The organism is Agrobacterium sp. 10T429, from assembly GCF_056393925.1.
On sequence record NZ_JBFTGV010000009.1, the window covers coordinates 152794 to 179238 of the forward strand.

Consider the following 26445-nt stretch of genomic DNA (forward strand, 5'->3'; position numbering starts at 1 on the left):
AAAAGTGCGCACTGCTGAAGGGCGGGAAATCCGACGTAACGAAATCCGTCAGCCGTAAACCCGAAGAGGCTCTTCGAAGCCGTCGTCTTCCGCCTGGGCTGCAGGCATGGCGGCCTCGCATTTGCGCCAGCCGATCTTGCCCTTCAGCCGCTGGTGCACGTCGTCACCAACAGGCACGACCAGCACGCGGTTCGGATCCACCGGGCCTGGAAAATCAAGCGCGGCGTAGGCGACCTTTTCGAAACCAAGCGGCATGTAATAGGGCGGATCGCCGATCAGAATGACGGCCTCCGAACCCTTCCGCCGGGCGGCAGCGATGGCAATCCGGACGAGTTCACGACCGATGCCCATGTTCTTGTGCGAAGGCCGCACGGCAAGCGGGCCGAGCATATGGCCTTTCACCCCACCGGCCAGAACCGGCGTCATGCGCACCGAAGCGATCGTCTCGCCATCATCGGCGCAGACGAAGGACAGCGACCGATCATGCGGACCCTGCTCGCGAATGCGTGCGGCGGCACGGGTGTGCCGACCGGGGCCGAATGCTTCTTCGTTGATGATTTCGATGATGGCGTCGTGCGACGCGTCCTCGGTGAGGTAGACAAGATCGTGCTTGGACATGAAGAGACCGAAACTTCCAAAATGCGGATGCGACAATAGATGACGGCTGCGCCGGTAAAGGCGTTCAGGAGCGTCAGCGTCGTCGGAGCATCCGTGTTTCGATCATAATCTACGATTTCCTCAGATTTGTGAAAATCGCAATTATCAGGAAAATTCCCACCCGTCCAGAACAAATCTCGGCGCTATCCCATTCAGCCCATGCGAGACCGGAAACGCATTGTTCAACGCGCTACGGGTTCGCGGCACCGCGCTAAACGGTTAGGATTGCGGTCAAGGAAACAATCAAGGAGATCGTCATGGGCATGCTGGTGGAAGGCGTATGGAAAGACGTCTGGTACGACACCAAGGAAACCAAGGGGCACTTCAAGCGCAGCGCCTCGCAATTTCGCAACTGGGTAACGGTGGATGGCGCGCCCGGGCCTTCCGGCGAAGGTGGCTTCAAGGCCGAAAAGGATCGCTACCACCTCTATGTGTCGCTCGCCTGCCCCTGGGCGCATCGCACCCTGATTTTCCGTAAACTGAAAAAGCTGGAAGACCTGATTTCCGTTTCCGTCGTCGATCCGCTGATGCTGGAAAACGGCTGGGAGTTCAGACCGCAAGGCGAACGCACTCCGGGTGCAACCGAGGACCACCTCTTCGGCTTCTCCACACTGTGGCAGGTCTATACCAAAGCGGATGCCAACTATTCGGGACGGGTGACCGTGCCGGTACTGTGGGACAAAGAACGCGGCACCATCGTCTCCAATGAATCGGCCGAAATCATCCGCATGTTCAACGTGGCCTTCAACGACCTCACCGGATCGGCGGCGGATTATTATCCCGAAGCACTGCGCGCCGACATCGATGCGCTGAACGACGTTATCTACGACACCGTCAACAACGGCGTCTACAAGGCCGGTTTCGCCACCACCCAGGATGCTTATCAGCAAAATGCCGTGAAGGTGTTTGAAACGCTTGATATGCTGGAAGACCGGCTGAAGGACCGCCGTTTCCTGTTCGGTGCAGAACAGACGGAAGCAGACTGGCGTCTCTTCACCACGCTGGTGCGATTCGACCCTGTTTATGTCGGCCATTTCAAGTGCAACATCCGCCGCATTCACGATTACCCGCATCTCACGGGTTACCTCCGCGACCTCTACCAGACACCAGGCGTGCCGGACACAGTCGACATCCGCCACATCAAGGAACATTATTACCGCAGCCACCTCACCATCAACCCGACAGGTATCGTGCCCGTTGGCCCGGAACTGGACCTTACCATGGCCCATGGCCGTGAGACGCTTGCCTGACGGCAGAGACGCCGCCGCTACCAGTAGTCGGCAATCGCCGCCTTGCCGGAAAGTTCGGCAAGGCGGCGGCGGGTGGCGGGCGTCACATTTTCCGGCAGGTCCGAGAGATCGAAAAAACCGCTTTCGGTGATTTCATGATCCGGTTTTTTTGGCGTGGTCTGGGTGACCTGAAGCCGGTAGAGCGCCACATGATCGCGGTTGCTGCCTTCCAGATTGAGGTAGACATGGACAAGCTCGGGGGTCGACGCCGCCTCGAGATTGCCTTCCTCGCGGATTTCCTTGTTGAGCGCCATCAGTAGCGTTTCACCGCGTTCCACCCCGCCGCCGGGCAGATACCAGCCGGGCAGATAAGTATGCCGCACCAGAAAAATCCGTCCCGCATCATCGAAGCAGAGCGCACGTACACCGAGGGTGGCACCGCGTGTGAACAGAAAAACGAAATGAAGCAGGCGGATAAGGATACGCGTGTGGAACGGACGGGCCTGCCGCTCGGTTCTCTCGTCATTCACCCTGGTTTCTCCTTGCCGGCAGGCTTTTATTGGACGTGCCGCATATCATAGGTTATCTCTGCCGCCATGTTCAAACTTGCGCATATTTCAGACGTCCATCTCGGGCCATTGCCAAAACTCACTTTCCGGGAACTTGCATCCAAGCGTATCACCGGTTTCGTCAACTGGCACCGCAACCGCCGCAAGCACCTTTTCACCGACACGCTGGAAAAGCTGCTCGATGATCTCGAAGCCAAATCGCCGGATCATTTGGCTATTACCGGCGATCTCGTCAATCTTGCGACAGGCATTGAAATTCGCGCCGCCGCCGACTGGCTGGAAGAAGTCGGCGACCCTGAAAAGATCTCGGTCGTTCCCGGCAATCATGACGCCTATGTTTCCGGCGCGCACGACAAGGCCATGCGCGCCTGGTATCCTTATGTGCGGGGCGATGGCGACCCGGCGGAATGGGACGATGACCGCAAGATTTTCCCCTACATGCGCGTGCGCGGTCCCGTCGCACTGATCGGCTGCTCCACCTCGATTGCAACGCCGCCCTTCTCGGCCACCGGCTATTTCGGCAACCGTCAAGCACGCGCAACCGCGGAACTCTTAAAAAAAGCCGGTGAACAGGGGCTGTTCCGCGTGGTGATGATCCATCACCCACCGATCCGCGGTGCGGCGGCTGCGCACAAGCGCATGTTCGGCATTCGCCGTTTCGCGGCAGCGCTTGGCGTTGGCGGCGCCGAGCTCGTACTGCATGGCCACACCCATTTGAACACCGTATACTGGCTGAACACTCACCACGGGCAAGAGCACATCCCGGTCGTCGGCATCGCCTCCGCCAGCCAGGGACCGGGCGGCGAAAAACCGCGCGCGGCCTATAATCTCTTCCATATTTCCGGTGGCCCCGGCACCTGGAACGTCGCCTGTGAACGCCACAGCCTCAACGATACCGGAACGGGTATCGGGCTTGAAGATATCAGGGTATTTTATGAGAATGGTAGGCCGTTGGGATTCTCGCGGCTGGGGGGATAGCTCCGGAGTGTTGAGGTTAGAGTCTGTGGCTCACACCCCTCTGCCCTGCCGGGCATCTCCCCCACAAGGTGGGAGATCGGCAAGACGCTCTTTCGTCAATTCATTCTGAACGTTGAGATGGGCGAGACCGTACCTCAGGTCGATCTCCCCCCTTGAGGGGGAGATGCCCGGCAGGGCAGAGGGGGTAGCCCCACCCCCAAACGCCAACTTTACTTAACCCGCTCTTCCAGCACCCGATTGGCCGCCGAAACAATCGCCTCCAGCGAAGCGCCAACAATATTCGTATTCACCCCGGCGCCGAACAATTTTCCGCCCGGATGCTCCATCTCAACATAGGCAATGGCGGAAGCATTGGACCCATGTTGCAGCGAATGCTCGGAATAGTCATTCACCGACAGATCGATGCCGAGATAGACCGACAGCGCATTGATGAACCCGTCGATAGGACCGGTGCCCTTGCCCTCGATACGCTTCACCTCACCGTTATCGGTGATTTCGGCGGCGACAATGCGTACGCCCTTGAAATCGCCCGCCGGATAGGTGTGGTGATCGACGAACTTGATGCGCGCATTCGGCTGCGTCACGTAACGCTCCATGAAGCGCTCGTAGATGCGCTTGGCCGGCAGTTCCACGCCTTCTTCATCGGTGATGCGCTGGATGTCTTCGCGGAACTCCACCTGCAGGTTGCGCGGCAGGTTGATGCCGTAATCCTGCTGGAGAATATAGGCGATTCCGCCCTTGCCGGACTGCGAATTGATGCGGATGATCGCTTCGTAGGAGCGGCCGACATCCTTCGGATCGATCGGCAGATAGGGCACTTCCCATACCGGGTGATTGGCAACCTTGATCGCCTTCATACCCTTGTTGATCGCATCCTGATGCGAGCCGGAAAACGCCGTATAGACCAGTTCGCCGACATAAGGGTGGCGCTCGGGGATCGTCATCTCGTTCGAATATTCGTAGACCGCCTTGATGCGCTCAATATCGCGGCAATCCAGCTCCGGATCGACGCCCTGCGTATACATGTTCAGCGCCAGCGTCACGACGTCGACATTGCCGGTGCGCTCGCCATTGCCGAACAGCGTGCCCTCGACACGGTCCGCACCGGCCATCAGAGCGAGCTCCGTCGCAGCGATGCCAGTGCCGCGGTCGTTGTGCGGATGCAGCGAAATGATGACGTTTTCGCGATTGTCGATATTGCGGCACATCCATTCGATCTGGTCGGCATAGATGTTCGGTGTCGCCATTTCGACTGTGGAAGGCAGGTTCAGGATCAGCTTGTTATCTGCCGTCGGCTTCACCACCTCGACCACGGCATTGCAGATTTCCAGCGCCACTTCCAGCTCGGTGCCGGTAAAGCTTTCCGGAGAATATTCGAAGCGGAAACCGCCGCCGGCCTTGGCCGCCATGTCGGTGATCATCTTGGCGGCATCGACGGCAATCTGCTTGATGCCGTGCACGTCCTTGCCGAATACCACGCGGCGCTGCAATTCCKAGGTGGAGTTGTAGAAGTGGATGATCGGCTTGTTGGCGCCTTCCAGCGCTTCGAAGGTGCGGGTGATCAGTTCCGGACGGCACTGCACCAGCACCTGCAGGGAAACATCCTCAGGCACATTGCCCTGCTCCACGCACCAGCGGGCAAAATCGAAGTCCGTCTGCGAAGCGGAAGGGAAACCGATCTCGATTTCCTTGAAGCCCATTTCGAGCAGCAGCTTGAACATGCGGGCCTTGCGGTCGTGGCCCATGGGGTTGACCAGCGACTGGTTGCCGTCACGCAGGTCCACCGAACACCAGATCGGTGCCTTGGTGATGGTCTTGCCCGGCCACGTGCGGTCAGGAATATTGATGGTCGGGTAAGGGCGATACTTGACGTTCGCGTCCGACATGCCTTTGGAAATAGTGGTGATCTTTCCGTCCATTTCGCTTCCTCCTTGCGCATTCCGCGGGCTTCTCGAGCCATCGGCGGATGCGCGGCCCTCAAGGGCCTAAATCCAGTATAAAATGAGATTTCGAGATGAGGAGCGTTTGCGCCAGCGGGCTTTCGGCCGCCGGGCGCTCCTCACTGGACCCGGCAACCGCGTGTAAGGTCGAGGCTAAGAAGCGAGAGTGCACCGCACGGAGAGGCAATCGCAGAAATCTGCGCGCTCATGCCGGAAATGGTTGCGATGCTGTTGCTCATAGGCAAGCTTATAATCGGCGAAATATTTGGATGCAAGGGCTATTGTCTCTTCAATCCTTTTACGAAACCAGTCAAAGCCATCATCAACCCGCCACCGATCAGCCCCCAGAAGGCACCGGAGACACCGGCGAAGGAAAGGCCGGAGGCGGTGATGAGGAAGGTGATCGCCGCTGCCTCGCGTGTTTCCGGATCCTTGAAAGCCGCAACGGCAGAGCCGGAAAAGGCGCCCACCAGTGCAAGCCCCGCCACCGCCTGAATGAGGACAGGCGGCGCCAGTGCCACGAAAGCCGTGACCGCGCCCGCCAGCAGGCCGAAGACGATGTAGCCCACACCGCCGATGATCGCCGCCCAATAGCGCCGTTTCGGATCGGGATGGGCGTCCTCGCCAGCGCACATCGCCGCCGTAATCGCGGCAAGATTGACTGCATGGCCGCCGAAGGGTGCGGAAAGCAGTGAGAAGAAGCCGGTCGCCGCGAAAAGCGGTCCGGGCTGCGGATCGTAGTGATTGACCTTCAGCACTGCGATACCGGGAATATTCTGCGACGCCATGGTGACTATGAAGAGCGGCAGCGCGATGGAAATGACGGCGTGCAGGCTGAAGACGGGCGTCACCCACTCCATCGGAGGCGTCAGCGATTGCGCCACACGGTCAAGCGCCCCCGCCGGAATATCGACACCGAAGATCATCACCAGCACGAAAGCGGCAAGTGCCGCAGGCACGGCGAAAAGTCGTTTAAAGGCTCCCACCACGATCCAGGCAAGAATGATCGGCAATCCGAGCGCCGGGTTAAAGCCGATCGCCTTGATCGGCGCAAAACACAGGCCGATGATGACCCCGGAAAGCATGGCGTTGGCAAGTGGCGCTGGAATGGAGGCCACCGCCTTTCCGAGCGGCCGGAACAGGCCGGCAATGATGATCAATATGGCGCAGATGATGAACCCGCCCACGGCGGCCGGAAAACCGCCCTCGATCACGCCCGTGGTCGCCAACAAGGCTGCACCAGGTGTCGACCATGCGATGCTTACAGGCATTCGCGTCGCGACTGAAAGCGCTATCGCGCAAACCCCCATCGCCACCGAAAGCGCCATCAGCCCAGACGCCGCCTCGAAATCCGTCGCACCCACGGCCTTCAGGCCCTGCAACACCACGGCGAAAGAACTGGCAAAGCCGACAAAGGCGGTCAGGCACCCCATGAACAGGCTCTGTACGGAAAGGTCTTTCATCAACATGGCGGTTCCCGGATCTTCTGTTTCCCTTGAAGATCAAAAAACCCAACCGCTGGCAAGATGCCCGCAGGCTGAACAGGTACGCCTTTTACCAGCGCAGAAAACGCGAACCGGCAAAAGCGCCGATCAGGCCGGTGATGAAAATGCCAAGTGAATACCAGATCAGCACGAAAGCCATGCCGTTTTCGGTGCAGAACCAGGAATAAACCCAGGCTCCGGCTGCACCCGCCGCAATGCCCGCCACAAAACCTGCCAGGGCTGGATCAGCCGGGGCTGAGCGTTTGAGAACTGAAAAATTCGCCAGGAATACCGGAAGCGCGAAAGCGACGATCAAAAACGGGCAATGCAGCGCGGACGACCCCAGAACAAGCGTCCTGTAATTGTCCGGAAAGGCAAACCCCAGCTGTACGAGCGCTATCGCCGCCATCACAACGAAAATTAGCGCAAGCCAAACGAAAAGGCAGCCGCTGTTCCCCTCGGGGCGGGTAAGGCGGCCGACCGCGAAAAACGCAGTCAGGGCCAGCAGGGCGTTATAAGCGGACTTGATCCAGAAACCCAGCTCGGTCAAGGCGTCGTGCATGTCGACCCGCGGCCCGAGAATTGCAAGCATCAGCAACAGCGAAACGCCAAGGCCGGGCAGGACGGCCAGCGCCAGCCGGCGCTCCAGTGACAAGGCAGGCACGGGCTTGAGGCCGCTTGCCAGTTGTTCAATGATGTGTTCCGTCTTCCTCACGTTTCGCCTCGCAACTTTGCCGCCAGCATTTTAAGCGTCCTGTGAATGCCGACCCTCGCCGCAAGCTCGGTCTGGCCGGATTTTTGGGCCGCTTCGGCGATTGACTGACCCTCGAGTTTCACCCTGCGAATGAGGTCGCGTTGCCGCTGCGGCAACTCGTCGAGCAACCGTTCCACATCCATGCGCGCCGTGACCTGATCGACGGACGATCCCGCTTCCAGCGTCTCATCAAGTTCCACTTCCGAAAGCTGGCGCGCACCCCTGCCCCTGTAGTGATCGATGAGTTTGTAGCGCGCTATCGAAAAGAACCAGGCGGTAAAAGGCCTTGCTCGATCATAGGTCTCGCGTTTGGCGTGAAGCGACAACAGGGTTTCCTGAACGAGATCTTCCACATCCCCCCGTGAAGCGGCCCTCATGCGCCGGTCGAAATAGGCTGTCAGCAGCCTGCGTAGGGCATGGAGCAAATGCCTGTAAGCGCCCTCGTCCCCATCGAGGGAACGCAGCATCAGCATTTTTAATGTCTCTTCCGAAAGGCTGCCTGTCATCGTCACTATCGGGTTATTCGCAATCGGCGGGATATTGTTACATAATGGCGTGAAAAGAATCTCGCCCGAATATGATGTCACAAACGCGTGAGCGTGTAACGACACACGGGCCCCCACCGAATGGACAATCGTGAGCCCCGGTGCAACGCCGGCGGACATTTAATGACGTCCAGAGGAGATTTTTCATGACCCGCATTTTTACCGCCATCGCCACCGCTTCCATGCTGTCTGTTCTTTCTTTCGCAGGCATCGCCCATGCCGACGGCATGAAAACCGATATGACGAAAATGCACAACGACACCATGAAGACGCAGACGATGAAAAAAAGCGACATGTCCATGGCATCCAAAAAGGACTGCGTGCACAAGGCTGACATGGAAATGAACAAGATGAAAAAAGCCGACATGATGAAGGCCTGCAACACGATGAAGTGATGCCGGCCGAACATTCAATGCACATGACCGGGAGCGGCACGTATCGTCCGGCCTGAATGAAAAAAGCCCGTGCCGGTTTCCACCGGCACGGGCTCTCTCAACTAAAAATCAAAACCTTAAACTTCCGACTGGCTCTCGACGATCTTGCCGACGAGGCCGTAGCCCTTGGCTTCTTCAGCGCCGAGCCAGTAATCGCGATCGATGTCCTTGGCGATCTTTTCTTCGCTCTGGCCGGTGGCCTTGGCGAAGATCTTGATCAGGCGCTGGTTCATCTTGATGATTTCGCGGGCCTGGATTTCGATGTCGGATGCCATGCCGCGCGTGCCGCCGGAGGGCTGGTGCAGCAGGAAGCGGGTGTTCGGCAGGCAAAGGCGACGTTCCTTCGGCACCGAAACATAGATCAGCGCGCCAGCGGAAGCGACCCAGCCCGTACCGATGATATAAACCTTCGGCTTGATGAACTTGATCATGTCATGGATCGAATCACCCGATTCGACATGGCCGCCCGGCGAATTGACGTAAACGCGAATGTCGTCGTCGCTGGCGGCGGCAAGTGCCACGAGCTGCGTGCAGACCTTCTGCGCCAGTTCCTGCGTGATGCCACCATAGATGAAGATCGAACGCGACTTGAAAAGATTCGCTTCCGTTTCCTTGCCGATCGGCAGTTCCTTGCTCTTGTCGTCTTCGTCTTCGTTCATCAGCGGCTCTCCAGCGTAATTCATGCATGCCCTTCGGACATAGTGCGACTTGTTACGTAAGGCAATGAGCAAAAAAGGCAAGGTTTGCGCCCCAACAATAAACATCGCCCCCGGCAGATGACGCATGGACAGCCTCTCCGGGTTCGCGGTATCGTCAGGTCCTCATTGCAGTGCCGCCGATTGCGGGAACCCCAAGATCCCCTTGCTGGCGGCGATAATCAAAAGAGGGAATCATGCTGAAAAGACTAAGCCTTGCTGCCGCAGCGCTCGGCACCACCGCCCTGCCCGCTTTCGCCCATTTGAACCCGGAAGAACACGGCTCCTTCATGGCTGGCGTCTCCCACCCCTTCTTCGGTGCGGATCATATTCTGGCAATGGTTGCCGTCGGTCTCTGGGCATCGCAGATCGCCATGGCGCAGAATGACCGCAAGGCGCTGTGGATCGTGCCTGCCGCCTTCGTCGGCACCATGGCCATTGGTTTCCTGATGGCCGTTTATGGCATCGGCCTTCCGTTTGTCGAACCGGCCATCCTGGCCTCCGTCATCGGCCTCGGCCTGCTGGTCACGATTGCGGCAAAGCTGCCGACGGCAGCCGCTGCGGCCGTGGTCGGCGCTTTTGCCCTTTTCCACGGCCATGCCCATGGCGGTGAACTCGGGAGCGCCGGCGCCCTGCAATTCGGCATCGGTTTCATGATAGCAACCGCGATCCTGCATCTCGCAGGCATCGTGCTTGGCCTGCGCACTGCCCGTTTCGGCTCGGCCGCAAGCCGTACCGCCGGCGCACTGACGGCGATAGCGGGCCTTTCGCTTGCCTTCGGCGGGTGACGATCATTACCGAAATTTAAAGTTTCGGCCGCTTTGAAAAGCCTGAATTTGGACCTACCTCCTTATCGTTGATTTCCGCTTCACGGTAAGGAGGCATCATATGTCACCGGAAGAAAGCCAACTTCTCAAGGCCCTGTTCGACAGGACAAAAGCCGCATCCGCCACTCCGCGCGACCGCGAGGCGGAAATATTGATCGCAGATGCCGTGCGCGATCAGCCCGCAGCCCCCTATTATCTCGCCCAGGCGGTGATTGTTCAGGAAAAGGGTCTGGAAGCGGCAGCAGCACACATCCAACAGCTCGAAGACCGCATCCATGCGCTGGAAAGCGGTAATGCGGCCCCGCAAGCAGCCGCACAGGGTGGTTTTCTGAGTTCGATCTTCGGCACCGGCCAACAGCAATCACCTGCTCCGGCGCCCGTTTCTCCACCGCCCCAGACATCATGGCGCAACGATACCGCAGGCCAGACAGCCGGTCCCTGGGGCTCACCAGCCGGCCGCGCACCTGATCAGCAGCCCGGTGGCCTCTGGAGCCAGCAACCCGCAGCAGCCGGACGCTCCGGCGGCGGTTTCCTGCAAGGTGCGCTCGGCGCTGCTGCAGGTGTTGCCGGCGGCATGCTGCTCGCCAATTCGCTGAGCGGTATTTTCGGCAACCACGCATCGTCGCTCGGCATTGGCTCGCCATTCGGCGGCGGCAATCCGCTGGGCAACAACGCACCGGTCGAAGAAACCGTCATCAACAACTACTACGGCGACAGTTCCTCCCAGCCGGACAATAGTAACGATGTCCAGCAGGCCGACTACGACGACAGCGCCGATGACGATTTCGATCAAGGCGACGACGGGTCGTTCGCCTGAACGTTTTCAACCGTGAAAAGCCGGATCAGCCGCGGCCGCGATAGGTCGGCACACCCTGATCCGGCAACCACACGCCCTCAGGCACCGGTCCGGTCTGCCAGAAAACGTCAATCGGAATACCGCCGCGCGGATACCAGTAAGCGCCGATGCGCAGCCATTTCGGCTGCAACAGCTCCACCAGCCGCCTGGCGATATAGACCGAGCAATCCTCGTGAAATGCGCCGTGGTTGCGGAAGGATTGCAGGAACAGCTTCAGCGACTTCGATTCCACCAGAAAATCACCGGCAATATAGTCGATGACGATATGGGCGAAATCCGGCTGTCCGGTCATAGGGCAAAGCGAGGTGAATTCGGGTGCTGTGAACCGCACCACGTAATCGGTACCGGCATTGCCGTTCGGCACCTTTTCGAGAATGGCCTTTTCCGGGCTCTCGGGCGTATCGACCTTCGCGCCCAGCTGCGACAGGCTGGAAACATCCGTCACGGACATGGAAAACTCCTGCTTATTCAAACGATCACTTTGACGCCATGCGCCTTTTCGCCTTCCGGCTCGACGTGAATGGCAAGGCTGGCACCCGGTATGACTTCCCTTATGGCATCTTCAAGGCGGTCGCAAATATCATGCGCCTCCCGCACCGTCATCGGGGCGGGAACAACGACGTGGAAATCGATGAAGGCGGCCGAACCGGCGCGGCGGGTTCTAAGATCATGCACGCCGATGATGCCGACGGAATTTTCGGCGATCGCCTTCTTGATCGCCTCGTCTTCTTCCGGTTCCACCGCCCGGTCCATCAACCCGCCGAGCGAATGCAAAATGACCTTCGATCCCTGGAACAGGATGTTGATGGCCACCAGAATGGCGAGCAGCGGATCGAGAATGGCGTAACCCGTCAGAAGCGCCAGAACCAGGCCGACCAGCACGCCTGCCGACGTTACGACATCCGACATGATATGATGACCATCAGCCTTGAGGGCTGGTGAAGCGTATTTCCGGCCGACGCGGATGAGGATTGTCGCCCAGACGGCGTTGATGACGCCCGCTGACGCGTTGATGGCAAGACCGAGAACCGGCGCTTCCGGCAGCTTCGGGTTGAAGAGACCACCCCAGGCTTCCTGCACGATCAGAAGTGCGGCGACGACGATCAGCACGCCCTCGACGACAGCCGAGATATATTCCGCCTTGTGATGGCCGAACTGGTGATCGTCATCTGCGGGCTTCTGCGCATAACGGATGACGAAATAGGCAATGAAGGCCGCAACAACGTTGACGGTCGATTCCAGACCGTCCGACAGCAGCGCTACCGACCCTGTGACCCACCAAGCCACGAGCTTGAGGCCAAGCACGCCGAAAGAAAGTGGAATGCCCCAGAATGCGAGCTTCCTTACCAGTGCATTGCCTTCAGTGTTCATTTTTTGCCCCCGTGCGGATGCGAACGAATTGCAGAACTGACCGCCAAAACGCACGAACCGCGCGCACGGGGTCTCCGTGCACGCGGTTCGTTATTTGCGCTTCCTATCGTTCAAACCGCAGCCGAGGTCAAGACCCATGAGGTCACGTCGAAGACGTCACCCCTCGCTTTTCTGCTCACAGAAACGGATACGGTTGCCGAATGGATCGATGACTTCCATGACATCGCCCCAGGGCAATTCCTCGACACCAGGCTTCAGGAAGCGGTAGTCTTTGCCCGCCAGCTCTTTTTGGAAGGCATGCACGCCGTGCATGGTGGCGAAGATATTGGAGCCCGGCGTCGCGTCGCCATGATGGCCGCTGAGGTGAAGCCCCATTCCAGCCCGCGAAACCTGCATGTAGAGCGGGAAGTTTTCGCCGAAGCGGTGTTCCCAGTCGACCTTGAAACCGAGAAAATCAACATAGAATTCCCGCGCCTTGGCCTCATCGAAAATTCTGAGAATCGGGAATATCCGCGCAAAGCCAATGTGAGGAAGGTTTTCCCCACCCGCCGCGCTTGCATCCCGGGCGTCCACGTCACTGCCCATTCTGCTTGCCCCTAGTCACGCAACGGAGATGGTACCGGCCGCAACGGATGCGGCCGGTACGCCTGATCCTTATTCGGCTGCGACGATCTTGCCGTCCTGCCACTTGTAGAGCGAGAAAGCCTGCGATGACAGGTCGCCACTCTCGCCATAGGTGACCTTGCCGATCGCCGTGGCGAAAGCGTCACCGCTCTTCAGAGCCGTGATTACCGCTTCGGAATCCTTTGCGCTTCCAGCCTTCTCGATGCCGGCCTTCAGCACTTCGACGGCAGCGTAAGCGTTAAGGGTAAAGGCTTCCGCAGGAATGTTGGCGGCCTTTAGAGCTTCGGCAGCAGCCTTGGAATCTTCGTTCTTCAGGGCGTCGGAGGCGTTGGTGAAGATCGTGCCTTCACCAGCCTTGGCACCGATGTTCCAGAACTCGCTGTTAGACAGGCCGTCACCGCCGATGACGGCAGCCTTGGCGCCGATATCGTTCAACTGACGCACCAGAAGACCGGCCTCCGGATGGTAACCGCCGAAATAAACGATATCGACATTTTCAGACTTGAGGCGGGCCGTCAGCGCGCCGAGATCCTTTTCGCCTGGTGTCAGCGCGTCATAGAGAACTTCGGTAACGCCACCGGCATTCAGCGTGGTCTTGAAGGCATCCGCCAGACCCTTACCGTAAGCGCCCTTGTCGTGAATGATGGCGACCTTCTTGTCCTTAAGCTTGGCAAGAACGTATTTCGCCGCAACTTCTGCCTGCTGGTCGTCCCGACCGCAAGTGCGGAAAACATTGGCAAGGCCACGGTTCGTCAGGCCCGGCGAGGTCGCCGTGGGGGTAATCATCAGGACACCGTTTTCAGCAAACACGTCCGATGCCGGAATGGCAACGCCTGACGTGACCGGACCGACGACGAAATGGATGCCTTCGGCAACCAGCTGGTTTGCGGCCGACACACCCTGCTTCGGCTCGCCGCCATCGTCTGCAAGCTTCAGAACGACCTGCTCTCCGAGAATGCCGCCCTTCTTGTTGATTTCATTGACTGCCGTCTGGGCGCCGTTCTTGACCTGGTCGCCATAGGCGGCGACGGGACCGGTAAGCGGCGCAATCAGGCCGATGACGATTTCGGCATGGGCAAGCGGTGCGAATGCGAAGGACGCAGCAAGCGTCACGCTGGTCAATGTCTTCAGTTTCATCCTGGTGTCTCCTTGGAAATGGGGTCTCAGCCCCGATGAGCGCCTTGGGCGCCGACCGAATGAAACTTCGCGGACGCCTCCCGGCGAAAACCCGTTCCATTTTTGAATTCCGAGCCTTCATTTCAACTCATACGGAAGGTTTGATGGCTTATGCAAGTCACCTTTGTTGGATAAGGTCTATTCGCGGTAAATCTATCGTCAGGCCAGCCTCGATCGTGTCATCGAAACGGGCGAGAGCAACGGCGTAAACGCTTGGCGTTTGGTCGCCGCAGGAGGATAATGGCGGCATGATAACAGCAGATGACGAATTTCTGACGGGTCTGCCCGTCTTCCGACATTTCGAGGACGTGGCCGACCCGGCGCTTTATCGCGCCCTGCCGCCGGGATGGGCGCTGGCCATTGCCGATATCATCGATTCGACAGGGGCGATCGGCACCGGCAGATATAAGTCCGTCAACATGGCGGGCGCTGCGGTCATCTCAGGCATATCGAACAGCCTCGGGCGTCACGACCTGCCCTTCGTGTTCGGTGGCGATGGAGCCGCCGTTGCGGTGCCACCGAACGGGATATCCCTTGCGCGCACCGCCCTTTCGAACGTGCAGCGCTGGGTGAAGGACGATCTCGATCTTTCGATGCGTGTGGCGCTTGTTCCGGTGGAGGACATACGCAACAACGGCTTCGATGTGCGCGTCGCGCGCTTTCAGGCAAGCGAGGATGTTTCCTACGCCATGTTTTCGGGCGGCGGCAACAGCTGGGCCGAGGCGCGGATGAAGGAGGGGCAATATGCCCTGCCTACGGTTGCGACAGGCGGTCGGCCGGACCTGACCGGCCTTTCATGCCGCTGGAACCCCATTCCGGCGACCCATGGCAAGGTAGTGTCGATCATCGCCATGCCGGGACCCTCACTGGATATGCCGGCATTCCGCCAGCTGGTCATCGATCTCGTCGATCTGGCCACGCAGGACGCAAGACAAGGCCACCCCGTGCCGGAGGATGGGCCGAAACTGGGCTTCGTGCGGGAAGGCCTCGGTCTGGAAGCCAGGGCAGGTGCGGCCTATCACGATAGCTGGGGCAAGGTGCGCCGTTCGCTCCGCATTCTCGGTGAGAGCTTCCTCGTGAATTTCCTAGGCATGACGGGATTGTCGCTCGGACGGTTTAATGCGGATCGCTATCGGCGCTCGGTTGCCAGCAACACCGATTTCCGGAAATTCGACGATGGCCTGAAAATGACGGTTGATATCGACGCCGAGAGGCTCGAAAAGATCCGTGCGCGGCTGGAGCTGGGGCGCCTCTCCGGCACCTGCTATTTCGGCCTGCACGAGCAGGACGCCGCATTGATGACCTGTATCGTGCCCTCCCCGCTTTCGAAGGACCATATGCATTTCGTCGACGGTGCCGACGGTGGATATGCGGCTGCGGCAAGCCGGCTAAAGCAACAGATACAGGCTGCGTCTTCGCCGTGAGTGGGGCGGGCGACTTTTCACCGCATTACATGCGAGCCAGACGCCAAAAAAAAGAAAAAACCGGCGTCATGCGCCGGTTTCAACGGAATGGCACCGCCGGGCCGTGGGATGGCCGTTAGATCAAGCGGCAGCAGTCTTGCTGCTCTTCTGCACCTGGCAATAAATCTCCTCGAGGGAAGCGAGGATTTTTTTGACGGATTCGGAATTGCTGGAATAATAGATGGTCTGAGCATCCCGTCTTGTTTTCACCAGCCGCTGGGCACGCAATTTCGAAAGATGTTGCGAGAGCGCGGACTGGCTGAGACCAACTTGGGAGGCGAGAACACCGACCGGCACTTCCGTATCCACCAGCGTGCACAAGATCATCAGGCGCTTGGGATTTGCCATCGCTGAGAGCAAGTCTGCAGCGGCGATGCTATGTTCCGACAGAGATTGGTTATCCATACGCTCAAGTCTCCTGATGACAGTCGGAAAGACCGTCATGGTGGCTATTATAGGTGGTCCAAAAGGTGTTTTTTATAATTCAGTCGATACGTTGTATATACCTAAATCTTGCTTATATCGTGTCCCCCTCCAAGACTATTCTTCATTGATCATTTACCTGGACATCTTGATCAAATTTTCAGACTTTCGCCTGTTTTTCGTCATTTTAGCAACAAACTGCTACATTCTCAGTAGTATTTGGAGCAAAAAACAATCAAAAATTGAGCACACAAATCTTGTCTTCCAATGTCTGGCTTCGTGACCACTACCTTACACCACCTTAAATTTAGCAAGGAGGTACAGAATCTAGTTTTACTTTGCGCAATTTTCTCAAAGTTTGCAATATGCTTTTTATTCGTAATTATTTTAATGCATAACTTATAATGTCTTGGGTATTCTTTTTCTTTATACCAGCATTAGGTAATACAAAAAGGCCTTCCGGTTAGGAAGGCCTTTCGTTTTCTCGACCAATGCGAGTGTTTCTCATTTCTTGCGGTGGCGAGTGAGGCCTGTCACAATTTCGTCTGCGGAAATCGTGCCTATAATTGCGCCATTATCGACAACACCGATCGCGCCGGAATGTTTCGAGAGCGCATCGAGGATATCGATCAGCGGCGATGTCGGACGGGCGGTGGCGGCCACGTTCAACCGGCCGTTTTGTTCGTCCACGCCTGGCTTCATCACGTCCGCGGCGGTCAACATGGAAATCGGGTTCATGTTCTGCACGAAATCCGCGACATATTGCGTAGCCGGTTGCTTGACGATCTGCTGCGGCGTGCCGCACTGGATGATACGCCCGCCCTCCATCATGGCGATGCGGTTGCCGATGCGGAATGCCTCGTCCAGATCGTGACTGACGAAGAGGATGGTTTTCTTCAACCGGCTCTGGAACTCCAGAAGTTCGTCCTGAAGGCGGCTTCTGATGAGCGGGTCGAGCGCCGAGAACGGCTCGTCCATCAGGAGAATGGGCGCTCCGGTTGCGAAGGCGCGCGCCAGCCCCACGCGCTGCTGCATGCCGCCGGAAAGCTCCCCCACCTTGCGGTCAGCCCAGGCGGACAGGTTCACCAGCTCAAGCTGCTCGGCCACCATGCGCTTGCGCTCGGCTTCCGGCGTCCCGGAAAGCTCCAGCCCGAAACCGACATTGTCGGCAACGTTTCGCCAGGGCAGCAGGCCGAATTGCTGGAAGACCATCGAAACCGTATGCATGCGCAGATCGCGCAGCGCCTTCGCCGTCGCCCGATAGGGATCGACAAAACCGGACGCCGTCTTCACGCTGACATTGCCGCGCACCACAGGCGCAAGGCCGTTAACGGCCCTGAGCAGCGTCGATTTACCGGAGCCCGAAAGCCCCATGAGCACGAGTATCTCGCCCTCATTTACCGAAAGCGAGGCATTCGCAACGCCGAGGACCAGTCCGGTCTGCTCGTTGATCTCGTCACGCGTGCTGCCCTTGTCGATCAGCGCCAGCGCCGCCTCGGGCCGGTCGCCGAAGACGATATCGACATTTCCGAAGATGATTGCATCACTCATAGATCATGCTCCGTGCCGGGAAGGCGGAAAAGTCGGTCGAGAACGATCGCCAATATGACGATGCACAACCCAGCTTCGAAGCCCATGGCGATGTTGACTGTGTTCAATGCGCGTACCACCGGCACCCCCAGGCCGTTGGCGCCGACGAGGGCGGAAATGACCACCATCGAAAGCGAAAGCATGATCGTCTGGGTAAGGCCCGCCATGATCTGCGGCGCAGCGAAGGGAAGCTCTACCTTGCGCAGAACCTGCGATGGCGTGGCACCGAAGGCGATGGCCGCTTCCACCAGCGCCGGCGGCGTCGAAACGATGCCGAGACGGGTCAGTCGCACGGGCGCGGGAATTGCGAAGATGACGGTGGCGATAAGCCCGGGAACCATGCCGAGGCCGAACAGCACTAGCGCCGGAATGAGATAGACGAAGGTCGGAATGGTCTGCATCAAATCCAGCACCGGGCGCATGCCGGCATAGATCCATTTGCGCCGCGCCGCCAGTATTCCAAGCGGTATGCCGATGATCATGCAGACCGCGCTGGAGGCAAGAACGAGCGCCAGCGTTTCCGTCGTCGCCTTCCAGTACCCGAGATTGATGATGAACAGCAGACCAAGCGCCGTAAAGACCGGCATACCGACCGACCGCCTCGTCCAGGCTGAAAGAGCCGTCACAATCGCGACGATGACCAGCGGATGCGGCGCCTGCAAAACGTAAAGCAGGGCGTTAATGACGCTTTGGAAAATGAAAGAAAGCCAATCGAAGAAAAAAGCGAGATTGCCGGTCAGCCAGTCAATGGCCTCCTTGGCATATCGGCCGACGGGCAGGCGGTTTTCAGGAGCGCTGAGCCATTCCACGGTAAGACAAGACCTTTCGTGAACCAGAGCAATTCCAGTAAAAATGCGTAACGGTTTTGGGCCCGGAATTGCAAAAAAATAAGAAGAACAGGCATTGAAGGTGATCCCGTTTCACCGGAAATGCCGCTAATGCAGAAACGACGGCCGGCAACAGCATTGCCGGACACCGGGATCGCGCGTGACCCCGGATGCGAGAAAAATTCGCGGACCGAGATCATGCAAAGGACATCGTAATTTCCTGCAGTATCCGGCCTGTTTAAAAGGTTAGGCCGGATACATGCGTTGTCTGCAACCTAGAGGCCCAAGGCCTTCTTGACGGCGGGCAAGGCGTCAGCGCTGCCATCCTTGGTCTTGACGTTGGCAAGCCAGGGTTCGATCGCGGCCGGGTTGGCCTTCAGCCAGGCAGTCGCCGCCGCTTCGCCCTCGAGGCCATCATTCAGGATCTTGCCCATGATCTCGTTTTCCATGGGCAGGGAGAATTCCAGGTTCTTGAGAAAGACGCCAACATTCGGGCATTCCTCGGTGTAACCCTTGCGGACATTGGTGTAGATCGTCGCACCGCCGAGATTGGGGCCGAAAACCTCGTCACCGCCGGTCAGATAGGTCAGCTTGAAATTCGTATTCATGGGATGCGGTTCCCAGCCGAGGAACACGATCGGTTCGCCGGATTTCCCCGCGCGGGCAACCTGCGACAGCATGCCCTGTTCGGAGGATTCGACCACCTCGAAACTCTTCAGCCCGAAGGTGTCCTTGGCGACCATGTCGAGGATCAGGCGGTTGCCGTCATTGCCGGGCTCGATGCCGTAGATCTTGCCGCCGAGATCGCCGCTATGGGCCGCGATATCCTTGAAATCCTTGATGCCGAGTTCAGCACCCTTGGCATTGGTCGCGAGCGTGTATTTGGCGCCGGTCAGGTTTTCACGCAGCGTTTCAACCGACTTGTCGTCGCGGTAAGGCGCGATATCGCCTTCCATGGTCGGCATCCAGTTGCCGAGGAACACGTCGATGTCCTTGTTTTTCAGGGATGTATAGGTAACGGGCACCGAGAGAAGCTTGACGTCGGTTTCATAACCGAGGCTCTTCAGCAGCACCGTGGCAGTCGCTGTGGTGGCAGTGATGTCGGTCCAGCCCACATCGGAAAAACGAACCTTGCCACAACTTGCCGGCTCCGCAGCGCCGGCCGCATTGAACGTTATGACGGAGATTGCTGCGGCCAAAGCCAGACAGCGACTTCTATTTGCAAACATCGCTTGCTCCCTTTTTTTCGTTCCCTTGCCATTATCAATATCTGCCGGACACAATCAACTCGCGTGCATTTGCGTGCTTTGGCCCGCCGTTTGCGACACGACGATGAAAATCTCCGGCTTTTTAGTCCGCGATACGGATAGCTGCGGCATGCGGAAATCTGTGTTTTTCCCGTTGCGGCACTTTTCAACCCGGCCCTTCGCCGTCAAAAGACGCGAAGGTGTACAGGGAGTGGACGATGGCAAAACTCTATTTCAATTATGCGGCGATGAACGCCGGCAAGTCGACCATGTTGTTGCAGGCATCCTATAATTATCACGAGCGCGGCATGCGCACGTTGATTTTCACGGCCGCCTTTGACGACCGGGCCGGCTTCGGCCGGGTCGCGTCGCGCATCGGCCTGTCGTCCGACGCACGGACCTTCGACGCAAACACCGATATCTTCTCCGAAGTGGAGGCCCTGCATGCCGAAGCGCCCGTTGCCTGCGTTTTCATCGATGAAGCCAACTTCCTGTCCGAACACCATGTCTGGCAGCTTGCCGGTATTGCCGACCGGTTGAACATTCCGGTGATGGCCTACGGCCTGCGCACGGATTTTCAGGGCAAGCTTTTCCCAGCCTCCAGGGAACTGCTCGCCATTGCCGACGAGCTTCGCGAAATCCGCACCATCTGCCATTGCGGCCGCAAGGCGACGATGGTCGCCCGTTTCGACAATGAAGGAAATGTGGTCAAGGAAGGCGCGCAGATCGATGTCGGCGGCAACGAAAAATACGTCTCCTTCTGCCGCCGCCACTGGGTCGAAACGGTCAAGGGCGACTGACCGTCTGCGGCCGGTTGCCGCATTTGATTTTTCGCAAGGATGGCTCCCCTGCTCCTGCGCTAAGACCATGCGGACACATTCGCGTGGGATGTGCTTTCTCTCAGGAGCAAAAGATATGCACAACAAAACTGCCACCGTCGCCAGCCTTGCCATCGCTGCTGCCCTCCTTGCCTTTCCCGCCCTGTCGGCCGAAATCGAGGTGAAGATGCTCAACAAGGGCAGCGATGGCCAGGCGATGGTCTTTGAACCGGCAACCGTCAAGGCAGCTGTCGGCGACGTCATTTCCTTCGTGCCCGTCGACAAGGGTCATGATGCGGCTGCCGTCAAGGAAATGCTTCCCGAGGGCGTTGCGGACTTCAAGGGCAAGATGAACGAGACGGTGAAACTGACTGTCGAGAAGGACGGCGCATACGTCGTCAAATGCACGCCGCATCTCGGCATGGGCATGGTCGCCCTCGTTGTGGTCGGCGATGCCGCACCGGCCAATCTCGATGCCATAAAGACCGGCAAGCTGCCGAAAAAGGCGCGGGAGCGGCTGGACGCCGAAATTGCCAAGCTCGGTCTGTAACCGCCTGTCACCTTGTCCGGGCGATACATGCTCCACGCGTAGTTCCGGAACACGGGAACGACCCGCGCGGACCGCAGGTTGAGAAAAGTTTCGCAATCATGTTGTATCCCGGTGGGTAGGGACATATCTGGAAGACAGTAAACGACCGCGGTTGTTGCGAAGCGCCAAAAGGCGCATGGCCGAACCGCGGTTGTTCCTTCCGGCGTTCAGCCCCACGGGCAGAGGAGACTATGACGACATGATCGACCGGATAACCGCTTTGATTCAGGCAGCCTTCAACGCCATCGGCAAGGCCGCCGGTCTCGTCGTCGCCTGGCTTCTGTGGCCTTTCATGGCCGCCCACGGCTGGTACCGCGACCGCAACTGGATCATCAAGGGTCCGATCGCTCTGGTGCTCATCCTTCTGGCCGGCTTTTACGGATACTTCTTCTGGCAAACGCAGGTCTGGACGAATTTCGACCCGGATTATATTTCCCGTTACAAGCTTGCCGAACGCACGGTGCCGCCCGGGCAGGAATTGCCGGCTGCAACACCCACGGCCGCCGCCGGCGCCACCGGTGCTGCCGCAAACACCTCCGCACCGGTATGCCAGCGCTCGGCTATCGTCGATGCCGCCGCCGATCTTACCGATTTTAACGTCAATCAGAATGCATGGATTTCCTCCATGCTGCTCTATCGTCTCGGCCTTTTCGGCATGGACTGGGACAGCACGCCATTTCTGGACAACAAGGCGTCCTTCCAGCGCGGCGTGAACCAGGCGGTGCGCCGCACCGCGGTGGAACTGGTGGATACGCTCGGTCGCGTTCGCGGAACCTCCGGTATCAACAACAATCTCCAGGAAGCGCGCGGGAACATGCAGTTCAGCGAATATTCCTGGTATTTCGGCCTCGATCCGTTTGGCCCCAAAACACCGACACCGAGCTACTATCGCGCCGCCATCCGCAGCTTCCAGGCATTTAACGGTGAACTGACCGCCTGCAAGGCCGTCTTCGATACCCGCGCCGATAACCTCATCCAGTTCATCGACCGCATTGCCGGCGATATCGGTTCGACATCGGCCATTCTGCGCGAGCGTTCGGAAAACTATAATGGCGGCTGGTTCGACACTCGCGCCGACGACCGTTTCTGGTTCGCCTATGGCCAGCTCTATGGTTATTACGGCGTGCTGTCGGCAGCCGGATCGGACTTCGCGCAGGTTATTCGCGAACGCAATCTGACCAATCTGTGGAATGACACCCTGGGACAGACCCGTGCGGCGCTACGCATCCAGCCGGCAATCATTTCCAACGGCGACGAAAGCGGTTGGATCATGCCCTCGCACCTTGCCACCATGGGATTTTATGTTCTGCGCGTTCGCTCCAACCTCGTCGAGCTCCGCTCCGTTCTCGACAGGTAAGTCAACGGCTTGGACGGGCATGAAAATCAGCTTATCAGGCCAAGGCGTATTGTCTTGGCCACCAGCTGCGCGCGGTTGACGCAATCCAGCTTGCGAATGGCGTTGTTCATATAGGTATTGACGGTGTGCTCCGAGATGGACAGAAGCTCGGCAATCTCCACGGAGGTCTTGCCCTGCGCAGTCCAGCGAACCACGTCGAGTTCCCGCTTCGTCAGTGGTGAGGGGAGTTTTGAGCCTGCACGACAAAGCCGGTCATAGGCCTCCAGGGCGTGAAGGGCGATCATGCACAGCTCGTTCAGCGAACCCTGCGACAGGACATCGCAATCGCCTGCGAAATTCATCAGATGCCGGTTTCCGTCCATGCCGTTAACCGGCACCAGAAGACCGGATGTGATGCCCATGCCGCGCAGCAGGGTTGAGACTTCCAGCAGCGAGCCGCAGTTGATGTCCTTATCGTCAAGAGACCAGTATTGCGGCATCATCGATGAAGCGCCGCGCTTTATGACGGGACAATCTGCAAGTTCACCGTCCCGGGTCATCGCATTCACCACCCACACCGGCAGGCTGCTTTCCACCACTATCGGCAGGGCATAGGCATTGCGAATGCTCGGCAGCTTCAGCAACGTCACGTAGGAATAACTGAACGCCTGCATCACCTGCTGCAGCGCCGCCAGCCATTGGGGTCTGTCAATGGCAGCCGAAAGGTCGCGGCAAAGTCTGGCCTGGCGCTCCGTCTTTGGCATTCAGGCGCGACCCGGCGGTGGGTGCAGGACACCCAGAAGCGACGACCCGGCGGCATGGGCAAACAGTGTTGCAACCTTCATATCGGGCGGACCACCTTGACTAAAGTGCCGGTTTTTCGGGTTTATCCTTCGGCTTGGCCATCAATTTCTCCAGGAAACCGAGCATGACCGCCGAGACGACAAAGGCCAGATGGATGATGGTGAACCACATCAACTGGCTGTCCGTATACTGACTGGCGTTGAGGAATATCTGTAGCAGGTGGATCGACGAAATCGCCACAATCGACGATGCGACCTTGATTTTCAGGCTGCCGGCATCAAGCTTGCCCAGAAATGAAACCTCGTCATCCGCCTCATCGAAACGGCTGACGAAATTCTCATAGCCGGAGATCATCACCATGACGATAAGGCTCGCGACCAACGCCGCATCGATCAGCCCGAGCATGGCGAGGATCATGTCCGATTCGTCGTAAGTGAAAACGTTTTTGGCAACCTTCAGGAATTTCAGCACGAAGGAAAATGCATAAACCGCCAGCGCCGCAACGAGCCCGAGATAAAACACGACAAGCAGCCAGCGGCTGGAGAGAATGATCCGCTCGACGAGCAGTTCAAGTGACTTCATTTCCGTATCCGATTACTTTTTTGTATATTGTTGGAGCATGCATTCTTCCGCCATCTAAACTGGCTGCGAATATCCTAGCAAGCGTCAATGTCGGGACTTTGGCCGGAACCCGGCATTTTCGGGCCTCTCCACCGGTCCGGATGCAGTCTCACGGGGCGTCACATTTTTGCCACGCACCGTTATGCTTTAAAACATGATGATAAAAGTCATATATAATATGTTGACAGTTATGATCATGTTTTTTAGTCCTCAGCAATCGGCTTGCCCGTAACAAATCAAAACAGTTTCAGCCGCGACAGCAAGCGCGGCGCGTTTTTGCGCGCCATAGCTTCTGCGCGCGCCTATCCGGGGGTATTTAATGTCCATCTCGCGCACACATTCGGCGCTGGTTTTGTGCACTGCCATGTCTCTTCTGCCCTTTGCCGGACCTGCGCAATCGCAGGATGCCGCGTCGCAGACGAACGACACCACCACGCTGGAGAAGATCGTGGTCAAGGGCAAGCGCGTCAAAAGCGCGAATGCAGCCGCCGACACACCGCTTGCAAGCCAGACGACGGCGGAAGACATCAGGAAGAAAGACATCGGCAGCATCAAGGACCTCGGAAACTCCACCGAGCCGGGTGTCGATTATGTGGATGCCAAGCCCGGCAGGCCCGGCGGCCTGTTCATTCGCGGTCTGGGCGGCGCCCGTGTCGTGACCCTGATCGACAATATTCCCGTTCCCTTCTTCAACAATTTCGCCCGTCAGGGACAGGCCACGACGACCCTGAGTGATACCAGTTCGAGCTTTGATTTTTCATCGCTTTCCACGGTTGACGTTGTACGCGGCGCCGATTCCAGCCGCATCGGTTCCGGCGCTCTTGGCGGCGCACTCGTTCTGCGCACGCTTGAGCCGGAAGACCTGATCGGTGAAGGCAAGGACTGGGGCGGTGTTGCCAAGACCACCTATGACAGCGAGGACAGAAGCGTCGGCGGATCGCTCGCCGTTGCAAAGAAGATCGAAAACACCTCGGTTCTGTTCCAGGGCTCCTACAAGCGCGGCAACGAAACGGACAATAAGGGCTTCGCCGATATCTACGGAACCCGCCGCACCAAGCCCAACCCGGCAGATACCTACGAAAGCAACCTGATGTTCAAGATCCGCCAGGATCTGGAAGGCGGCCACCGCATCGGACTTACGGCCGAGCGTTATTCATTGAGAGATCGCAGCGACATGCGAACCCTTCAAGGCGTCAGCGTATCGGGATCGACTTACCGTATTGGCGACTACAGCGGCTACGAGGATACGGAGCGCGACCGCGTATCGCTCGATTACGAATATGAAGCGCCGTCGACAGACAGCCTGATCGATGCAGCCAATCTGTCGCTCTACTGGACGCGCCTCTCCAAGGAATCCGGCGCTGGCAACCGGCTGACCAACAACTCGCTCTATATCCGCGAAGACAGCATGCGCAACAGCGCTTTCGGCATCGTCGGCGGCCTTGAATCCGGCTTCGAACTCGGCGGCGTGCAGCACACCCTGCGCTTCGGCGGCAACGCCATGACAACCGATTTCAGCCAGGCGCTTTATGCCAACACAGGCGGAGTGACCTCATCGTCGCAGTCGGACATGCCTGACGTGAGCGGCAAGAGCCTTGGCCTCTATCTCGATGACGAAATCGCGTTTGGAAACGGTTTCCGGCTGACCCCCGGCCTGCGCTTCGATTCCTACGATTACGATCCGGATGGCTCGGTATCCAGCAACAGCGGTTACAACACCTTCGGCCTGCCAAGCGGCAATAGCGGTTCGCGCTTCTCGCCGAAGCTGCTCGCCACCTACGACGTGACACCGGAATTGCAGCTCTTTGCGCAATGGTCGATGGCCTATCGCGCTCCGACCATCAACGAGCTTTATCTGAACTTCTCGAATATCAGCTCGGGTTATGCCGTGGTCGGCAACTCCGCACTCAACCCCGAAACCAGCAACGGCTTTGAAATCGGCGCCAATTACGCATCCGGCGATCTGACGGGGAGCCTGACGCTGTTCCACAACAAGTACAAGAACTTCATCGAGCAATACACGACCTCGACGACGCTGTTCCCCGGCTTCGGCGGCAGGGGCAACGGATCGCTCTTCACCTATCGCAACCGCAACAATGTTGAAATCTCCGGCGTGGAAGCCAAGGTCCGCAAGGAACTCGCAAACGGCTTCTTCGCCCATGCGTCGCTTGCTTATGCTTATGGCAAAGACACAGACAGCAACGAATTCATCCGCACGGTGGCGCCGTTCAAGTCCGTCCTCGGCGTCGGCTACGCACAGGAGGCATGGGGCACGGAATTCACCGGCATCTTCTCCTCGCATATGCGTGACGACAAGGTGGCAACAACCTACGACGCACCCGGTTACGGCATCTTCAACCTGACCGGCTGGTGGGAACCGGAACAGACCAAGGGCCTGCGTATTCAGGCCGGCGTCTACAACCTGTTCGACAAGCAATACTGGAACGCCGTCGGCGTTCGTGACGTCAACCCCAATGCCGTCAGCACCGTCAACCAGCCTGTCGACTTCTATACGGAAGCGGGACGCACCTTCAAAATCTCTCTGACCCAGAAATTCTAAACCCGGTCGGAACGTCATCTCCAGTCGG

At 58.3% G+C, this 26445-nt stretch carries 27 protein-coding genes; 10 read left to right on the forward strand and 17 right to left on the reverse strand.

The window, feature by feature from the left end; genetic code table 11:
• Positions 1-48: 48 nt before the first annotated feature.
• Positions 49-618: a GNAT family N-acetyltransferase gene (locus AC1DCP_RS19730; RefSeq protein ID WP_013636617.1), complete on the reverse strand. Its 570-nt coding sequence runs from the start codon at positions 616-618 to the stop codon at positions 49-51.
• Between the two features lie 296 nt (positions 619-914).
• Between AC1DCP_RS19730 and AC1DCP_RS19735 the strand changes: the two genes are divergently transcribed.
• On the forward strand, positions 915-1907 hold the full coding sequence (locus AC1DCP_RS19735) for a glutathione S-transferase family protein (RefSeq protein ID WP_065687138.1): 993 nt from the start codon (positions 915-917) through the stop codon (positions 1905-1907).
• A gap of 17 nt (positions 1908-1924) precedes the next feature.
• On the opposite strand, the gene AC1DCP_RS19740 is transcribed toward AC1DCP_RS19735, so the two are convergent.
• Positions 1925-2416 carry an NUDIX domain-containing protein gene (locus tag AC1DCP_RS19740; protein ID WP_003513554.1) on the reverse strand — a complete coding sequence of 164 codons (492 nt, stop codon included), beginning with the start codon at positions 2414-2416 and terminating at the stop codon, positions 1925-1927.
• A 66-nt stretch (positions 2417-2482) separates the two neighbouring features.
• Between AC1DCP_RS19740 and AC1DCP_RS19745 the strand changes: the two genes are divergently transcribed.
• Positions 2483-3433 carry a metallophosphoesterase family protein gene (locus AC1DCP_RS19745; protein WP_003513555.1) on the forward strand — a complete coding sequence of 317 codons (951 nt, stop codon included), beginning with the start codon at positions 2483-2485 and terminating at the stop codon, positions 3431-3433.
• A 209-nt stretch (positions 3434-3642) separates the two neighbouring features.
• Here the strand turns inward: AC1DCP_RS19745 and leuA are convergent, their stop codons facing one another.
• The 4 genes from leuA to AC1DCP_RS19765 all read right to left on the reverse strand — a co-directional run bounded on the left by leuA (position 3643) and on the right by AC1DCP_RS19765 (position 8084).
• Positions 3643-5352, reverse strand: coding sequence for a 2-isopropylmalate synthase (leuA, locus tag AC1DCP_RS19750; protein ID WP_476774578.1), 1710 nt, complete (start codon positions 5350-5352; stop codon positions 3643-3645).
• A 299-nt stretch (positions 5353-5651) separates the two neighbouring features.
• Positions 5652-6839 (reverse strand): benzoate/H(+) symporter BenE family transporter, encoded by a 1188-nt coding sequence (locus tag AC1DCP_RS19755; protein ID WP_025594186.1) that lies wholly within the window; start codon positions 6837-6839, stop codon positions 5652-5654.
• 88 nt (positions 6840-6927) lie between these two features.
• Positions 6928-7572 carry an NrsF family protein gene (locus AC1DCP_RS19760; protein WP_065687136.1) on the reverse strand — a complete coding sequence of 215 codons (645 nt, stop codon included), beginning with the start codon at positions 7570-7572 and terminating at the stop codon, positions 6928-6930.
• The gene (locus AC1DCP_RS19765) at positions 7569-8084 is read right to left on the reverse strand and encodes a sigma-70 family RNA polymerase sigma factor (protein WP_003513560.1); all 516 of its coding nucleotides are present in this window, start codon (positions 8082-8084) and stop codon (positions 7569-7571) included. The genes AC1DCP_RS19760 and AC1DCP_RS19765 overlap by 4 nt, the downstream gene beginning before the upstream one ends.
• A gap of 218 nt (positions 8085-8302) precedes the next feature.
• On the opposite strand from AC1DCP_RS19765, the gene AC1DCP_RS19770 reads away from it, so the two are divergent.
• Complete coding sequence (locus tag AC1DCP_RS19770; RefSeq protein WP_065687135.1) at positions 8303-8551, forward strand: pentapeptide MXKDX repeat protein; 249 nt, start codon at positions 8303-8305, stop codon at positions 8549-8551.
• Positions 8552-8667: 116 nt separating this feature from the next.
• On the opposite strand, the gene AC1DCP_RS19775 is transcribed toward AC1DCP_RS19770, so the two are convergent.
• Positions 8668-9249: an ATP-dependent Clp protease proteolytic subunit gene (locus tag AC1DCP_RS19775; protein WP_003513567.1), complete on the reverse strand. Its 582-nt coding sequence runs from the start codon at positions 9247-9249 to the stop codon at positions 8668-8670.
• Between the two features lie 233 nt (positions 9250-9482).
• Here AC1DCP_RS19775 and AC1DCP_RS19780 point away from each other — a divergent pair, with 233 nt between their 5' ends.
• Together AC1DCP_RS19780 and AC1DCP_RS19785 are read left to right on the forward strand one after the other, a co-directional pair.
• Positions 9483-10073, forward strand: a complete 591-nt coding sequence (locus AC1DCP_RS19780; protein WP_476774579.1) for a HupE/UreJ family protein — start codon at positions 9483-9485, stop codon at positions 10071-10073.
• 100 nt (positions 10074-10173) lie between these two features.
• Positions 10174-10929 carry a DUF2076 domain-containing protein gene (locus tag AC1DCP_RS19785; protein WP_065659138.1) on the forward strand — a complete coding sequence of 252 codons (756 nt, stop codon included), beginning with the start codon at positions 10174-10176 and terminating at the stop codon, positions 10927-10929.
• A 25-nt stretch (positions 10930-10954) separates the two neighbouring features.
• Here AC1DCP_RS19785 and queF read toward each other — a convergent pair whose 3' ends face one another.
• From queF to AC1DCP_RS19805, 4 genes are all read right to left on the reverse strand, one after another.
• On the reverse strand, positions 10955-11419 hold the full coding sequence (queF, locus tag AC1DCP_RS19790; protein ID WP_013636627.1) for a preQ(1) synthase: 465 nt from the start codon (positions 11417-11419) through the stop codon (positions 10955-10957).
• A gap of 17 nt (positions 11420-11436) precedes the next feature.
• A complete protein-coding gene (locus tag AC1DCP_RS19795) occupies positions 11437-12339 on the reverse strand; it encodes a cation diffusion facilitator family transporter (RefSeq protein ID WP_003513576.1) in 903 nt (300 codons plus the stop codon).
• A gap of 156 nt (positions 12340-12495) precedes the next feature.
• Positions 12496-12924 carry a glyoxalase superfamily protein gene (locus tag AC1DCP_RS19800; RefSeq protein WP_013636628.1) on the reverse strand — a complete coding sequence of 143 codons (429 nt, stop codon included), beginning with the start codon at positions 12922-12924 and terminating at the stop codon, positions 12496-12498.
• 69 nt (positions 12925-12993) lie between these two features.
• Complete coding sequence (locus AC1DCP_RS19805; protein WP_065662206.1) at positions 12994-14100, reverse strand: branched-chain amino acid ABC transporter substrate-binding protein; 1107 nt, start codon at positions 14098-14100, stop codon at positions 12994-12996.
• Between the two features lie 287 nt (positions 14101-14387).
• Between AC1DCP_RS19805 and AC1DCP_RS19810 the strand changes: the two genes are divergently transcribed.
• Complete coding sequence (locus AC1DCP_RS19810; protein ID WP_003513584.1) at positions 14388-15563, forward strand: DUF3095 domain-containing protein; 1176 nt, start codon at positions 14388-14390, stop codon at positions 15561-15563.
• 120 nt (positions 15564-15683) lie between these two features.
• On the opposite strand, the gene AC1DCP_RS19815 is transcribed toward AC1DCP_RS19810, so the two are convergent.
• The 4 genes from AC1DCP_RS19815 to AC1DCP_RS19830 all read right to left on the reverse strand — a co-directional run bounded on the left by AC1DCP_RS19815 (position 15684) and on the right by AC1DCP_RS19830 (position 19671).
• The gene (locus tag AC1DCP_RS19815; protein WP_003513586.1) at positions 15684-16007 is read right to left on the reverse strand and encodes an ArsR/SmtB family transcription factor; all 324 of its coding nucleotides are present in this window, start codon (positions 16005-16007) and stop codon (positions 15684-15686) included.
• Between the two features lie 522 nt (positions 16008-16529).
• Positions 16530-17576 (reverse strand): choline ABC transporter ATP-binding protein, encoded by a 1047-nt coding sequence (choV, locus tag AC1DCP_RS19820; RefSeq protein ID WP_003513591.1) that lies wholly within the window; start codon positions 17574-17576, stop codon positions 16530-16532.
• Positions 17573-18424: a choline ABC transporter permease subunit gene (gene choW / locus AC1DCP_RS19825; RefSeq protein WP_003513593.1), complete on the reverse strand. Its 852-nt coding sequence runs from the start codon at positions 18422-18424 to the stop codon at positions 17573-17575. The genes choV and choW overlap by 4 nt, the downstream gene beginning before the upstream one ends.
• A 293-nt stretch (positions 18425-18717) precedes the next feature.
• Positions 18718-19671 carry a choline ABC transporter substrate-binding protein gene (locus AC1DCP_RS19830; RefSeq protein WP_065687133.1) on the reverse strand — a complete coding sequence of 318 codons (954 nt, stop codon included), beginning with the start codon at positions 19669-19671 and terminating at the stop codon, positions 18718-18720.
• 236 nt (positions 19672-19907) lie between these two features.
• Here AC1DCP_RS19830 and AC1DCP_RS19835 point away from each other — a divergent pair, with 236 nt between their 5' ends.
• The 3 genes from AC1DCP_RS19835 (at position 19908) to AC1DCP_RS19845 (ending at position 22453) form a co-directional block, all read left to right on the forward strand.
• Complete coding sequence (locus AC1DCP_RS19835) at positions 19908-20489, forward strand: thymidine kinase (protein WP_003513599.1); 582 nt, start codon at positions 19908-19910, stop codon at positions 20487-20489.
• A 115-nt stretch (positions 20490-20604) separates the two neighbouring features.
• Positions 20605-21057, forward strand: coding sequence for a pseudoazurin (locus AC1DCP_RS19840; protein ID WP_003513601.1), 453 nt, complete (start codon positions 20605-20607; stop codon positions 21055-21057).
• A 238-nt stretch (positions 21058-21295) separates the two neighbouring features.
• Positions 21296-22453 (forward strand): DUF2333 family protein, encoded by a 1158-nt coding sequence (locus AC1DCP_RS19845; RefSeq protein WP_013636632.1) that lies wholly within the window; start codon positions 21296-21298, stop codon positions 22451-22453.
• Between the two features lie 26 nt (positions 22454-22479).
• Here the strand turns inward: AC1DCP_RS19845 and AC1DCP_RS19850 are convergent, their stop codons facing one another.
• A complete protein-coding gene (locus tag AC1DCP_RS19850; RefSeq protein ID WP_013636633.1) occupies positions 22480-23196 on the reverse strand; it encodes a helix-turn-helix transcriptional regulator in 717 nt (238 codons plus the stop codon).
• 100 nt (positions 23197-23296) lie between these two features.
• Positions 23297-23818, reverse strand: a complete 522-nt coding sequence (locus AC1DCP_RS19855; RefSeq protein WP_013636634.1) for a TIGR00645 family protein — start codon at positions 23816-23818, stop codon at positions 23297-23299.
• A gap of 358 nt (positions 23819-24176) precedes the next feature.
• Between AC1DCP_RS19855 and AC1DCP_RS19860 the strand changes: the two genes are divergently transcribed.
• The gene (locus AC1DCP_RS19860) at positions 24177-26417 is read left to right on the forward strand and encodes a TonB-dependent hemoglobin/transferrin/lactoferrin family receptor (protein WP_476774580.1); all 2241 of its coding nucleotides are present in this window, start codon (positions 24177-24179) and stop codon (positions 26415-26417) included.
• Positions 26418-26445 lie beyond the last annotated feature (28 nt).